13 protein-coding genes and 1 tRNA gene are annotated in these 13,458 nt (G+C 70.2%); 8 read left to right on the forward strand and 6 right to left on the reverse strand.

Annotated features, from left to right (window positions below):
- Positions 1 to 17: 17 nt before the first annotated feature.
- Together GA0070606_RS13740 and GA0070606_RS13745 are read left to right on the forward strand one after the other, a co-directional pair.
- Positions 18 to 665 carry an HD domain-containing protein gene (locus GA0070606_RS13740; protein WP_091099039.1) on the forward strand — a complete coding sequence of 216 codons (648 nt, stop codon included), beginning with the start codon at positions 18 to 20 and terminating at the stop codon, positions 663 to 665.
- Between the two features lie 103 nt (positions 666 to 768).
- Complete coding sequence (locus GA0070606_RS13745; protein WP_091099043.1) at positions 769 to 1,812, forward strand: saccharopine dehydrogenase family protein; 1,044 nt, start codon at positions 769 to 771, stop codon at positions 1,810 to 1,812.
- 241 nt (positions 1,813 to 2,053) lie between these two features.
- Here GA0070606_RS13745 and GA0070606_RS13750 read toward each other — a convergent pair whose 3' ends face one another.
- Both GA0070606_RS13750 and GA0070606_RS13760 read right to left on the reverse strand, forming a co-directional pair.
- Positions 2,054 to 2,689, reverse strand: coding sequence for a peptidase associated/transthyretin-like domain-containing protein (locus GA0070606_RS13750; RefSeq protein ID WP_091099046.1), 636 nt, complete (start codon positions 2,687 to 2,689; stop codon positions 2,054 to 2,056).
- Between the two features lie 532 nt (positions 2,690 to 3,221).
- On the reverse strand, positions 3,222 to 3,839 hold the full coding sequence (locus GA0070606_RS13760) for a GNAT family N-acetyltransferase (RefSeq protein ID WP_091099050.1): 618 nt from the start codon (positions 3,837 to 3,839) through the stop codon (positions 3,222 to 3,224).
- 210 nt (positions 3,840 to 4,049) lie between these two features.
- Here GA0070606_RS13760 and GA0070606_RS32505 point away from each other — a divergent pair, with 210 nt between their 5' ends.
- Positions 4,050 to 4,211: a hypothetical protein gene (locus GA0070606_RS32505; protein WP_176737316.1), complete on the forward strand. Its 162-nt coding sequence runs from the start codon at positions 4,050 to 4,052 to the stop codon at positions 4,209 to 4,211.
- An 84-nt stretch (positions 4,212 to 4,295) separates the two neighbouring features.
- On the opposite strand, the gene GA0070606_RS13765 is transcribed toward GA0070606_RS32505, so the two are convergent.
- Entirely contained in the window at positions 4,296 to 4,826 is a 531-nt protein-coding gene (locus GA0070606_RS13765; RefSeq protein WP_176737317.1) for a hypothetical protein, read from the reverse strand.
- 155 nt (positions 4,827 to 4,981) lie between these two features.
- On the opposite strand from GA0070606_RS13765, the gene GA0070606_RS32510 reads away from it, so the two are divergent.
- Positions 4,982 to 6,583, forward strand: a complete 1,602-nt coding sequence (locus GA0070606_RS32510; RefSeq protein WP_425413043.1) for a replication initiator — start codon at positions 4,982 to 4,984, stop codon at positions 6,581 to 6,583.
- A 52-nt stretch (positions 6,584 to 6,635) separates the two neighbouring features.
- Here GA0070606_RS32510 and GA0070606_RS13775 read toward each other — a convergent pair whose 3' ends face one another.
- A complete protein-coding gene (locus GA0070606_RS13775; RefSeq protein ID WP_091099058.1) occupies positions 6,636 to 7,523 on the reverse strand; it encodes an IS5 family transposase in 888 nt (295 codons plus the stop codon).
- A gap of 951 nt (positions 7,524 to 8,474) precedes the next feature.
- On the opposite strand from GA0070606_RS13775, the gene GA0070606_RS13780 reads away from it, so the two are divergent.
- The 3 genes from GA0070606_RS13780 to GA0070606_RS13790 all read left to right on the forward strand — a co-directional run bounded on the left by GA0070606_RS13780 (position 8,475) and on the right by GA0070606_RS13790 (position 10,297).
- Positions 8,475 to 9,206: a hypothetical protein gene (locus GA0070606_RS13780; protein WP_141721675.1), complete on the forward strand. Its 732-nt coding sequence runs from the start codon at positions 8,475 to 8,477 to the stop codon at positions 9,204 to 9,206.
- Positions 9,206 to 9,538: a winged helix-turn-helix domain-containing protein gene (locus GA0070606_RS13785; protein WP_091099064.1), complete on the forward strand. Its 333-nt coding sequence runs from the start codon at positions 9,206 to 9,208 to the stop codon at positions 9,536 to 9,538. The genes GA0070606_RS13780 and GA0070606_RS13785 overlap by 1 nt, the downstream gene beginning before the upstream one ends.
- Before the next feature lie 294 nt (positions 9,539 to 9,832).
- On the forward strand, positions 9,833 to 10,297 hold the full coding sequence (locus GA0070606_RS13790; RefSeq protein WP_218106014.1) for a tyrosine-type recombinase/integrase: 465 nt from the start codon (positions 9,833 to 9,835) through the stop codon (positions 10,295 to 10,297).
- 94 nt (positions 10,298 to 10,391) lie between these two features.
- Here the strand turns inward: GA0070606_RS13790 and GA0070606_RS13795 are convergent.
- A tRNA-Thr gene (locus GA0070606_RS13795) sits at positions 10,392 to 10,468 on the reverse strand.
- A gap of 140 nt (positions 10,469 to 10,608) precedes the next feature.
- On the opposite strand from GA0070606_RS13795, the gene GA0070606_RS13800 reads away from it, so the two are divergent.
- Entirely contained in the window at positions 10,609 to 12,366 is a 1,758-nt protein-coding gene (locus tag GA0070606_RS13800) for a metallophosphoesterase family protein (RefSeq protein WP_425413044.1), read from the forward strand.
- Positions 12,367 to 12,395: 29 nt separating this feature from the next.
- Here GA0070606_RS13800 and GA0070606_RS13805 read toward each other — a convergent pair whose 3' ends face one another.
- Positions 12,396 to 13,235, reverse strand: a complete 840-nt coding sequence (locus GA0070606_RS13805) for a PSP1 domain-containing protein (RefSeq protein WP_091099070.1) — start codon at positions 13,233 to 13,235, stop codon at positions 12,396 to 12,398.
- Positions 13,236 to 13,458: the final 223 nt, after the last annotated feature.

The raw sequence follows: 13,458 nt of genomic DNA on the forward strand, positions 1-13,458 counted from the left end.
AACGAGAGGACCTTCCGATGGACCCCTTCCACGAGCTGCCGTTCCCGTCGACCGAGCTGGCGCGGGAAACCGCCCGGTACGTGCGGCAGCGCGCCGATCCGGCGATCTTCAACCACAGCATGCGGACCTACCTCTACGGCCGGTTCCTCGGCGAGCAGCGCGGCCTGCGGCCCGACCGCGACTACGACGACGAGTTGCTGTTCCTCGGCTGCGTCCTGCACGACGTCGGGCTGACCGACGACGGCAACGGCGACCAGCGCTTCGAGCTGGACGGCGCCGACCTGGCCGCGCGGCACCTCACGGCGCACGGCGTGCCGCCGGACCGGGTCGAGGTCGTCTGGGACGCCGTCGCCCTGCACCTGTGCGGCGACATCCCGCTGCGCAAGCGGCCCGAGATCGCGCTGGTGACGACCGGCGCCGGGTACGACCTGCAACCGGACGGTCCGCCGCTGCCGCCCGGGTACGCCGACCGGATCCACGCCGTGCTGCCCCGCCTGCGCGCCACCGTGGTGCTCCACGACGCGGTCGTCGGCCAGGCGCTCGCCAAGCCGCAGAAGGCGCCGCCGTACAGCATGCCGGGCGAGCTGGTCCGGCAGCACACGGGCGCGACCTGGCCGACCTGGGAGGAGCTGATGCGGATGGAGCCGAGCTGGGGCGACTACTGATGTCGGAAACTGTGCGGACGATGGCGTTCCAGACACTGGCCGGGGCTCTTCGACCACGACAGGATCTTCAGCAGCAGATCACTTCAAGTCGCGGGAGCAAGAGATGGCAACGGTTCGGCACGTGGCGGTGTACGGCGCGTACGGGCACACCGGTCGGTTCGTGGTCGCCGAGCTGCGGGAACGCGGATACGTCCCGCTGCTGGTCGGCCGCGACCAGGACAAGCTGCGGGCGCTGGCACGTGACTTCCCGGGCCTGCGGACGCGGCAGGCGTCGGTCGACGAGCCGGCCGCCCTCGACCGCGCCCTCGACGGCGCGGCCGCCGTGATCAACACCGCCGGCCCGTTCGCCTCGACCGCCGCCCCCGTCATCGAGGCGGCGCTGCGCGCCGGCATCCCGTACGTCGACGTGGCCGCCGAGATCGAGGCCAACGTCGACACGTTCGCCGACTTCGCGGAGCGCGCCCGCGCCGCCGACACCGTGGTGGTCCCGGCGATGGCCTTCTACGGCGGCCTCGGCGACCTGCTCGTCACCACCGCCATGGGCGACTGGACCGCCGCCGACGAGGCGCACATCGCCTACGGTCTGAGCAGCTGGCACCCCACCGGCGGAACCGTCGCCTCCGGCGTGATCTCGGCACAGCGCCGCGGCGGCCGCCGGGTCCGCTACACGGGCGGTCAGTTGGAGTACCACAACGACGAGCTGCCCACCCTGGAGTGGTCCTTCCCCGACCCGCTGGGCACCCAGAACGTCATCGGCGAGTTCTCCATGGCCGACATCGTCACCGTCCCCAGCCACCTGGCAATCCCCGAGGTGCACACCTACATGACCGCCAAGGCGGCCGGGGACCTGTTCGCCCCCGACGCCGCGGCGCCGACCGCCGTCGACGAGCGCGGTCGCTCCGCACAGACCTTCCACGTCGACGTCCGCGTCCGCTCCGGCGACACCGAACGCCGCGTGATCGCCACCGGCCAGGACATCTACGCCATCAGCGCGCCGCTCGCCGTGGAGGCCGTCGACCGCATCCTCACCGGCCGCACCAGGACCACCGGCGTCGCCTCCGCGGGCGCCCTCTTCGACGCCCCGGACTTCCTCGACGCCCTCTCCCCGTACCTCACCCTCCACACCCCGGCCGACACCCGCGCCTGACCGGCGACCCGCGCCGTGCTCCAGACTGCGCCCAGCACGGTCGAGCGATCCCGTGAAACGAAGATGCCCAGGTCGTCGACCTGGGCATCTTTCCGGCCGCCTGACCGAATCGGACCGTCGACCGATGCCTTACGAAATCACGATGGGCGACGCGGCGAGCGATTGCGGCTTTCGGTCCCGTGAACGCTTGCCGTACGGGACGGCGGTGCAGCCGGGTCACACCGGTCGGGAGTGCTGGTCATCAGCTCGCGGAATCCGGGAACAGGTACAGGTCGAGCCACAGTCCCTGGCCGTCGATCTCCAGCTGCTGACTGCTGCCTGAGAGGCTGGGCGGGCCGGCGTAGGTGCCGGTGAGCGTGTAGAGGCCCGGGTCGACGTCGAACTGGAAGTAGCCGTCGGGGCCGGTGATCATCTCGATCCCGGCCGGCTCCAGCCGGATCGTCGCCCCCGCCACCGGCAGCCAGGTGGTCATGTCGAGCGCCTGGCCCCTGAGGTCCCAGATGACCGACACCGTGAAGGTCGCCTGCGTCATGGAGCTGCGCCGGCCGTGCCGGTCGACCGCCACCGCGTGCACCGGACGCTCACCGCTCACGCTGCCGACGTCGATCGTCACATTGGCCGTGCCATCAGAGCCCGCCAGGACCTCGCTGCCCAGACTGGTGTTGTCGACGCTGTACCGGAAGCTGGCCACCTTGGGGTCACCGTTCGCGTGGAACCTGACGGCAAGCTGACCGCCTTCAACCGCGCTGCCCCCGTTCGGGAAGCTGATCGCCGGCTGGAGGGGCACCTTCGTCGTGGCTGACGGCGCGACGGCCGCCGACGCGGGCGGGGCCAGCACCGTAAGGCTGGCGGCCAACAACACCAGCGACGCGGTCACCGCAACGAGGCCACGGCGGGTAGAACGGGTGCGCGTACCCGAGGCTGGTCCGACAGACATCCGAGCCCTCGAATCATCAGAAGGTCATGGCCTGGTCAAGCTAGCAAGCGCCTGCCAGCTCGCGGACCTGAAAACGGTGCACATGTCGATCGCCACCGCCTGGATCTGGTCCCGCCAGGCTGGTGAGCGAGCGGTCAGCCCGATGAGCTGCGAGCCCTTCACGCTCGGGTCGGCCCCAACACCCCTCGACAGGCAAGGCGCAAATGGCCGTCCAACCTCCGCAGGCCAGCGAGTCTCGCCGTGGCGGCGGGCGCCAACGTCAAGGCGGTGCAGCGGATGCTCGGGCACGCCTCGGCGTCGATGACGCTGAACCTGGACGGGGGTCTGTTCGGCGACGGCCTGGACGCTGTCGCCAATCGGTTGGATGAAGCAGTCGCTGCACGAGACGAGGATTTCCGAGGACTCGACCCGTCAGCGGCGGCGTGGCCGACCTCGGGAAACGGCGAAGCCCAGGTCGTTGACCTGGGCTTCTTCACCGAGCCGCCTGACGGAATCGAACCACTTGGTCATCGCCACGGATGCGGGCGTGCAGGTGCATGTCGTGCCGTCCGTCGGAGTGGATGGCGTCGCTGCGTTTGGTGCCCTCGAGTAGAAACCCGGCTTTGACAGCGACGCGGCAGGAGGCATGGTTGCGGGTTGAGTGATCCAGATGCAGACGATGGAAACCAGCCTCGCCGAGCGCCCAGACGCTCAGGCCCATCAGCGCCCGGGAGGCCACGCCTGCTCCACGAGCAGCCGGGAGCACCCAATATGCGCACCCTGCGACACCGTCATCGAGACTCATGCTGCCCATGGCGATGCGCCCCAGCACCTCACCGCCGCCGCGCGTCACCGCCCAACTCGCGCCCGTCTCCTGCTCCCAGGCCTGGCGATACTGCTGGAACCACTCACGGACCTGGTCCTCAGATGCGGGTTGGCGAGTGTGCCAGTGCTGGATCTCGGGGTCCCGGTACGCAGCGAGAAAGACCGGCGCATCGGAAGGTTCCCAAGGTCGCAAGAGGAGGCCACCCTGCGCGGAAAGCATCGGTTGCGGATCTGCGGCGAGGGTGCCGGCGGGAATAGCAGGTGGCGTCGAAAGGGAGGACCGCACCCGCCTATGCTCTCCTGGCGACGATGACCCGCGTCAAGTTCCCAGGCGTAGACCGTCCCGCATCCCCTTACGGGCGTCTGCCAAGGCGGCCATCACCCGGGGTGACTGGATCGACCCGGCTCGGACTCGGGTGACGGTGGGCGCCTGGGCGTCGCAGTGGATGGCGGCTCAGGTGCAGCTCAAGCCGTCGACGCGCGCCCCTCCGCGTCGATGACGCTGAACGTGCACGCGGGGCTGTTCGGTGACGACCTGGACGCGGTCGCCAACCGGCTGGACGAGGCGGTCGCTGCACGGGATGCGGACCATTTGCGGACTGGCACCGTCAGCGGCGACGTGATCGACCTCGGGAAACGGCGGAGGCCAGGTCGTTGACCTGGGCTTCTTCACCGAGCCGCCCCCGCTGTCCGTCGATCTCTTGCGGACTGGATGCGGACCGCTCGCCGGGCGCAGCGTCAGCTAGGGAATTGTCGATGTGCGGCCGTCATCAGGCCGGCTGTCCGGACGCGACCGGTAGAAGTCGTTGGCGGACGGCAGGGCGAGCAGGACCATGGCGACCAGCAGCGCTGGGGAAGCCACAAACCCGGAGAACGTGGCGACGGGCTCAAGCCATGCGGGCATCAGCTGACCGGCGACCGCATGGACCGTATCCCACTCGGTCCTGTCCGGGGATTCGCCGCCGGGGGCCGGGAGGAGGGACAGCGCCAACGCGCAGCCGGCCACCGCCAGCGTCAGACCGCCGATAATCCAGGTGACGATCCGGGTCCAGTTTTGGCCGGCGGGATTGACCAGCGCCAGCACCAGGAGGGCGAGGGCGGTCAGCATCACGACAAGGGCGACGCCCATGAGGAACACCAGTGGCAATGCCCCGAACCCGTCGGGCGTGCCCACTGCCTCATGCGCGCTCAGGTACGCGTTCTGCTCGACCGCCTCCACCGCCACCTGGGCCAGCCGGGCCAGGCCGCTAAGCGCCAGCAGCAGGCTGGACACGACGACGACGGCAGGCGTCCGTCGCCGGGTCACCTGACTCGCGAAATTCCCCGTATTCATCAGGACGGATGCTAATGCCCTGTCCGCCGTCCCGGTGAAGCGAATCTCCTCGTCGGGCAGGCGTAGACCGTCCAGCCTCCCCGGACGGGGACAAGGTGGAGCGCCCTACCGGACGACGACCGGGCCGGCGCGGCCCGCTTGCGGGCCGCCTTGATGTTCCTCACCCTCACCCTCGGCTCCTACGGCCGTGTCCACACCGACGGCACCTCCGTCAACCCCGACGCCTACAACTACCGACGCGCCGCCTCGACGCCGTCCACTTCCCCCGGCTACTCGACCGGTTCTGGCAGAACCTGCGCCGCGCGGTCGGCTGGAACATCCAATACGCCGGAGCCGTCGAGCCGCAACGCCGCCTCGCCCCACACGCGCACTTCGCCATCCGGGGCACCATCCCCCGCGCGCTGGTGCGGCAGGTAGCCGCCGCCACCTACCACCAGGTGTGGTGGCCCTCGGTCGACGTGCGCGTCTACGAACCAGGGCGAGCGCCGCAATGGAACGCCGACGCGGGCGGCTACACCGACCCGGACAGCGGCGACCTGCTGCCGACGTGGGATGACGCCCTGAACCAGGTCGACGTCGACCCCGACGCCGAACCCGACGCCGAACCCGTGCACGTCGTCCGCTTCGGTGCCCAGGTCGACGCCAAGGGCGTCCTCGCTGGCACCAAAGACGCCGACCGCTGCGTCGGCTACATCACCAGTTACCTGACCAAGCAAGCCGCCGACTGCCACGACGCGACCACCGGCCGGCAGCGGGCACACCTGGAACGGCTCTGGCAGGAGCTTCGGCACACGCCGTGTTCGGAGCGGTGCGCGAACTGGCTGCTCTACGGCGTCCAACCGAAGAAGGCCCGACCCGGGTTGAAGCCGGGGAACTGCAAGAACAAGGTGCACAAGCGGGAAACCCTCGGCATCGGCGGCCGACGCGTCCTCATCTCCCGACAATGGTCCGGCAAGACCCTCGCCGACCACCGCGCCGACCGGAAGGAATGGGTCAAGGCGCTCCTCGTTGTCACCACCGACGCCGATACCGCCCCGGCCGGCAGCGCACAACGGCACGCGTGGGAACTCGCCCGACCAACCGACCCTGACGTGCCGCCCTGGGCCACCGGGTCCTACGCGCCATCTCCGAACGCATCCAATGGCGCGCACAACTCGACGCCGCCAGACGCGATCAGGCACGGCCCAGTGTTCGGCAACTGCGACCGAGGAGGGAGCTACATGAAGGCCCGGACCATCGAACCGCCGTGGACGGCTGAGGGCGCATCGGCGCTCCTCGCTGCGAGTGGCACGGCTGGATCTGCTGCGGCGTCGATGACGCTGGACGTGTACGCGGATCTGTTCGGTGACGACCTGGACGCGGTCGCCAACCGGCTGGATGAGGCGGCCGCTGCGCGGGATGCGGACCATTTGCGGACTGGCACCGTCAGCGGCGGCGTGGCCGACCTCGGGAAACGGCGACGCCCGGTCGTTGACCTGGGCTTCTTCACCGAGCCGCCTGACGGAATCGAACCGTCGACCTACGCATTACGAGTCGGCTGCCTTCGACATGCCCAGCGGCAGGGAGGAAGAGGAGGATCCAGCAAACAGAGCAGAGGTTACGGCCGACGCCCTCGACCGGGAGTTGACGGTGCTGGAGCTGCTTGCCCCCCCGCGAGGTCTATGTCGCTGCGGCACGCTACGCAACAGCGGCACTGACCGGGACACCTCGTCTCTACGCGGACGAACTAAGGCGTGTTTCATAAGCGGGTCAGAGCCACTCGCAGATGATGGTGATGGTCAGGACGGCCTGGAACCGGACGGCCAACTTGTCGTAGCGGGTGGCCACGCCGCGGTGGCGCTTGAGTCGGGCGATGCCGTTCTCGACTGCGTGTCGCATCCGGTAGAGGTCTCGGTCGAACTTCGGCGGGCGTCCGCCGCGGCTGCCCTTGGCCTTGCGGTGAGCGTCCTGGTCGGTCTTGCTCGGAATGCAGGTCTTGATCCCACGCCTTCGCAGGTAGGCGCGGTTACCGCAGCTGGTGTAGGCCTTGTCCGCCAGGACCAGGTCGGGGCAGGTGCGGGGCCGGCCCACCCCGAGACGGGTCACCCTGATACGGCGCAGGACCGGGATGAACTGCGGGCTGTCACCACGGTGCCCGGCAGTCACCACCATCGACAGGACCTTCTGCCCCTGCTCACAGGCCAGATGCGTCTTGGTGGTCAGACCGCCGCGAGATCGTCCGAGGGCGTGATCGGCGGGTTCGTCGTGCACGCCGCCGGGCGGCTCTTTCTGCAGGTGGCCGTCTCTGCGGGCGCCGGCGGCGTGTTGGTGGGCGCGGCTGGTCATCGAGTCCACGCTGATCGTCCAGCCGATCCGGCCTTGCGCATCTGCGGTGGCCTGTGACGCGGCCAGGATCTTGTCCCAGGTGCCGTCGCGCTGCCAGCGACGGAACAGGCCATAGAGCGTCTGCCAGGGTCCGTACTCGGCCGGGACGTCACGCCAGGGCGACCCGATCCGGATCCGCCACCTGATCCCGTCGAGGAGCTGCCGTTCTTTCGGCGGCCGACCCTTCGCCGACGCGGCAGGCAGCAGTACGGCGAGCCGCTGCCACTGGGCGTCGGTGAGGTCATGCCGCCTCGTCACCGCTACGCTGGCCACGAGGTCTCCGGTATGAAGTTCTTGCTTGGTCGCAGAACCAGATACCGGAGACCTCTTCAGTTGTCGATCACCGCCACGCCGTGACCCTCACCGGCCACCACGACTTCTGAAACACGCCTTAATAGCATCCATCCGCCTTGATCTTGGCGTCGATGAGATATCCCAACTGGCCGGCGTTGAACTCCCGGGACCTCCCAGGCCGTAGGAGCCGTCCCGACGCTCCTACGGAGGAGCAACCCGGCGACTCCTTGACCCCCAGGCAACGATCAAGCTACGCGGACCTGCCCCTTCTCCCGTCGTACCCTGGACTCTCAGTCCGTCATCGTCCACCGGTGTGCGCGCCGGTCCGCCCCGGTCGTCACTCAGTTAGTCACCCACCCACGCGAGGTCGAGATGGCTCGTCGTCCTTCCGGGGTCATGTCCTCGCCGTCGTGCCCCGGCATCGTGATCCTCCACGAGAACATGTCGACGGAGTGCGGCCGGGCCGACTGCCCCGGAGCGGAACGCGGCGGCCAACGTGCGCGCTTGCGGCATCACCGGCTGCGGGCGGCGCCCGTCCGGTCCGGGGTGGAGCGAGCAGACGCCTTCGGTGTGAAAGAATGATCAACCGCCGATGAGCTGCGCAAGTAGCCGGAATGAGCTGCCGGAACAGTCCACCATCGTCCGTGGGCGTCCGGCGTCGGCCGCCCCGGTTGTCACTCAGTTCGTCACCCACCCAGCGTCGTTGACTCCCCTAGCGGGTCCTGGGCACGCCCAGAGCCTGACTCCACTGGCCATGGTGTCGCCATGATCCTTCGCCACATCACGATTGACTGTGCCGATCCCTACAGGCTAGCCCGACGGCACCGGCTCGCTCGCGCCGCGGGCCGTGCAGGGTCCCGTCACGGCACGGCCGGCGAAATGCGACCGGATCCGCTTGCGCAGATAGGTCTGTAATGCAAACCTATCTTCATGACACATGAATCTGCCCCCCAGGCGGACAACCCTCGCGAGCTGCTGGCGGCCGTGCGTGACCTGACGCGCAGGGTCCGTGTCGCCCAGCGCGGCACCTGGTTCCCACTGCTGGTCTTCGCGACGATCACACTGGTCGCGATACCCGTCTACCGGTACGCCCCCTACCTCGACCTCTTCGACACCTGCCGCTCCCGCCCGGGCCACACGGTCTGCATGGCGCCCAACCCGACGGAGCTCGTGTACTGGACGGTCGCGCTGGTGCTCGCCTACGCGGCGATCGCAGGCTTCTACGTCAGGCAGTCCCGACGGCGCGGCGTGGGCACCCCCATCCGCCCCTACGTCGTCGTCGGTGTCGCGCTGGCCGTCCTGATGGCGGCCGTGTCGATCTGGTTGACGTTCCACCCGCTCATTCCCGTCCCCGCCGACCCCTTCTCCACCGACCCGGTCGAGATCGAGGTCGGGCCGACCGCGTGGCTCGTCAACGGGCTGGCCTCTCCCTTGGCGGTGATCGGGTTGGCGCTGCTGGTGCTCGCGTGGGTCGAACGCCACTGGGCGCTGCTGGCGTACAGCCTCGCCTACCTGGCGATCGTCGTGATCATGGGCAACCAGGTCATCCACTCGACCTCGCGGTGGTTCTTCCTGCCGTACCTGCTCGTCCCGGCGGCGGTGCTGCTGCTGGGCGCCGCCGTCTTCGCCCTGTTCCGGCCGACCGCCGAGGTTCAGGCGTGATGACCGATCACCCCGCCAACGGCCTCGACGACGTGGTCCACCAGCGCGTCCGGCTCGGCATCCTGGCCATCGCGCACCAGGCCCGCCAGGTCGAGTTCGGCTTCCTACGTACCACGCTACAGCTGACCGCCGGCAACCTCGGACAGCACTTGACCGTCCTGGAGAAGGCCGAGCTGATCCAGATCGAGAAGGGCTACGAGGGCAAGCGCCCGCGTACCTGGGTCACCCTCACCGCCGCCGGGCAGACCGCCCTGCGCGACGAGATCGCCCACCTCAAGCAGCTCATCCAGCAGGTCGAACAGGCGGAGACGACGCCGCCCGCCGACCGGTGACCAGCGGGCAGCCGACGTGCGTCGCGTCAAGCGGACCTTGACGCACGTACGGACGCTTCCGGAACAACCTAAGTCGGCTCTCGTGTCACGGACCGCGCCCTCGGCGGACACCGCCACAGTGGCGCAGTTGACCCAACCTCGCCCGGCACGGACCCGGCTCCCGGGGTCGGAGCTGGCCACCGGCGGCCACTTTCCCCCTCGCAGGTGAGCGGTTGACCTGACCCTGAGCGGCTGTGGAGCCGGCTCCTGGACGACCGGCATGCCGCACGCGGCCACCGCCCCCATGCTTGGAGCTTGCCGCGCGAACCCGGCGCGCCCGTCCCTGCGCCGCGCTGCTCAGGCGCGGCGCAGCCGGCTGCCGGCGACGAACCTCCACCACTCTCCCCGCTATCACGTCTGCGGCGGCCCCGGGCTTCCCGCTCTCCGCGCCAGCTGCCGGAACGGTTCGATGCCGACAACTGGGCCGATCCGGGTCTGGTCTTTGCCACGACCGTCGGTACCCCGATCCACCCGCGCAATGACTACCGCTCATTCCGGGAGATCATCCGGCAGGCTGGCCTTCGGCAGGTTCGTCTTCACGACCTTCGACACACGGCAGCCAGCGTTCTTCTTGCCCAGGGGGTGCCCGCCCGCGTGGTTATGGAAATCCTCGGCCACTCGCAGATCAGCGTCACCCTCAACATCTACGCGCACGTGGCCCCGGAGATCGCGCGGGAAGCCGCGTCACGGCTAGAGGGGGCGCTCTGGTCGGGTGAGTAACGTTTGGCTGCTCGCTTGGCTGCTCGGCCTCGCGACGACAAGCAAAAGGCCCAGGTCATGATCGGCGATCAAGCCGGTGACCTGGGCCTTTCTGTGGAGCCGCCTGACGGAATCGAACCGTCGACCTACGCATTACGAGTGCGTCGCTCTAGCCGACTGAGCTAAGGCGGCAACGATCGTCAAGTGTACGGCACGCCCCGCCGCCGGCCGAATCGGATACCCCTCCCGCGCCCACCGATCCGGACACCCGGGCCCGAACCGTGCGCCCGGCCGGACTGCGGTCGCAGCGAGCCCGGACTACGCTGCGGCGGGTGACCGACGATCGCGCCCCCGACGAGGACCGGCTGGACGGCGCGGCGGAGAGCCCGCACGCGAGCGAGGCGGCCGGCGGGCGGGCGGCGCGCCGGCCGCGCAGCACCGACCCGCGCGAGCTGGGCTTCACCCCGCGCAAGCCGGTGCCGTGGCTCGCGCCCTTCCTGCTGATCAGCACCGGCATCCGTACGCTGCTGGCGATGCTCTTCGGGGCGTACCTGGACAAGCGGGAGCTGCAGAACTCCCTCGACGCCGGCATCGCGCGGCAGGTCGGGCCGGACGGCGGGCTCTGGCTGGACTACGTGGCCGACCTGGGCGACGGCTTCAACGCCACCTACTCGATCGCCTACCTGCTCGCCCAGCGGGAGCTGGAGGTCGACGGGCACCGGCTGCCCCGGGCGCAGACCCTGGTGATGGGCGGCGACCAGGTCTACCCGTCGGCGGCCTTCGAGGCGTACGAGGACCGGTGCAAGGGGCCCTACCAGGCGGCGCTGCCCGTCACCCCGCCCGAGCGGCCGACGCTCTTCGCCGTGCCCGGCAACCACGACTGGTACGACGGCCTGACCGCCTTCCTGCGGCTGTTCGTGCGCTCGCGGGACCGGCACTTCGGCGGCTGGGACACCGGCCAGTCCCGCTCGTACTTCGCCGTCGAGCTGCCCGCCGACTGGTGGCTGCTCGGCCTCGACGACCAGTCCGGTTCCTACCTGGACGACCCGCAGCTCACCTACTTCGACAAGGTCGCCGAGCGGCTGGGCCCGCGCAGCCGGGTGATCCTGGTCGTGCCGGCGCCGACGTGGGTCAAGGCCGCCGACCACCCCACGGCGTACGACTCGATCGACTACTTCGTCCGTACGATCGTCGCGCCCACCGGGGCCCAGGTGCGGCTGCTGATCTCCGGCGACCTGCACCACTACGCCCGGTACGCCGGCCCGGACCGGCAGCTGATCACCTGCGGAGGCGGCGGCGCGTACCTCTACCCCACGCACAAGCTCCCGGAGCGCATCGAGGTGCCGCCGCGCGACACCCTCGCCCGGCGGGCCAGCACCTCCCGCACGTACGACCTCGCCGGCCGCTACCCGGACGCCGCCCGCTCCCGACGGTACGGCTGGGGGATCTTCCCCCGGCTGCCGCTGCGCAACCCGGGCTTCACCACCCTGCTCGGCACGCTGCACACGCTGCTGATGCTGGCGATGGCCGGCGTCGTGAGCAACCGGACCGGGACGGAGCAGCGGCTGTTCAGCGTCCCGCTGGTGGCGATGCTGGTCGTCACGCTGCTCGGCGCGGGATTCTTCGCCAAGCCACCCAGCTCGGGCGGGAAGCGGCACGCGCGGCACTGGATCCTCGGCGTGGGCCACGGCCTGGCCCACGTCGGGCTGGCCGCCGCCGGCACCTGGGTCTGGCTGGCGCTGCCCCTCTACGACTGGCCGTGGCCGCTGCCGGCGGTCGCGGCGGCGGTGGTCTACGGCCCGGTGATCGGGCTGGTGGCGAGCCAGTTGGTCGCCGCGTACCTGCTGGTGGCCGGCGCGTTCGGGGTGAACGTCAACGAGCTCTTCGCGGGGCAGGGCATCGAGGACGCGAAGGCGTTCCTGCGGCTGCGCATCGACCCCGACGGCACGCTGACCATCTATCCGATCGCCGTGGACCGGGTGGCCCGCGACTGGCAGGTCAACCCGGACCAGTCCCCGGAATCCTCCTGGCTGGTCCCGAGGCACCCCCTCCGCCCGCGCCTGGCCGAACCCCCGACGACCCTCCCCTGACCTGTCCCTTCCCTCCCCGGGCGGGGTGGTCAGGCGTTGTAGTGCTGGTCGTGGGCCTGGCGGGGCCCGCAGACCGAGGCGCGGGAGCAGGAGCAGCGGGAGCCGTCGGCGTCGAGGCGGACCGTGACCGAGTCGCGCGGGACGCTGTGGCCGACCACGCGGCCCTCCCCCTCCGGCGTCGACACCCGCGTGCCGATCCCCGGGGCGGATTCCTGGAACCGCTGGTAGAGCGGATGTTCGTACTTGAGGCAGCACATCAGCCGCCCGCACGCGCCGGAGATGCGCAGCGGATTGAGCGGCAGGTCCTGGTCCTTGGCCATCCGGATCGTCACCGGCTCGAAGTCGGTGAGGAAGGTGGCGCAGCAGAGGTCGCGGCCGCACGAGCCGATGCCGCCCTGCACCCGCGCCGAGTCGCGGGCGGAGAGCTGACGCAGCTCCACCCGGCAGTGCAGGGTGGCCCCCAGGTCCCGGACCAGGGAGCGGAAGTCCACCCGGTGCGGGGCGGTGAAGTAGATGGTGCTCCGCTCGCCGCCGCCCTCGGCGGCCCCGAGCACGTGGTCGACCGCAACCACCTTCATCGGCAGGCCGTGCTCCCGGATCAGCCGCTTCGCCGCGACCTTCGCCTCGGCCTTGCGCCGGCGCAGCGCCTCGTCGCGGCGCAGGTCCTCCTCCTGCGCCAGCCCGGCCAGCCGGGGGAAGCCGTCGGTGTCCTCGGAGACCCACTGCGCGGCCCAGACGCACTCGGCCACCTCGGGGCCGTCGTCGGTCGGCACCAGCACCTTGTCGCCGACCTGAGGGCTCCACTCGCCGGGGTCGAGGTAGTAGAGGCGCCCGTACCGCTGGAAGCTGACCGCGCAGAGCATGCCCATGGCTCCCACCCTACGACGGTCCGGCGCCCGCGGCGCGGCCGGCCGTCGCGGTCCGACTACGCCGTGCAGCCATTCACGCTCGTCGACTCGACCGACCCGCGGCCCACCTCGTCGTGCCGTTGCCCCTCGCCCGGACGGTTGAATCCTGTCCGCCGTACGGGACAAACGGGCACGGGGGGCGTTGAGTGGAGGCAGACCTGCGGGGGGTGCAGGGGGAAAGGCC

This window comes from Micromonospora citrea (assembly GCF_900090315.1).
Taxonomy (GTDB): domain Bacteria; phylum Actinomycetota; class Actinomycetes; order Mycobacteriales; family Micromonosporaceae; genus Micromonospora; species Micromonospora citrea.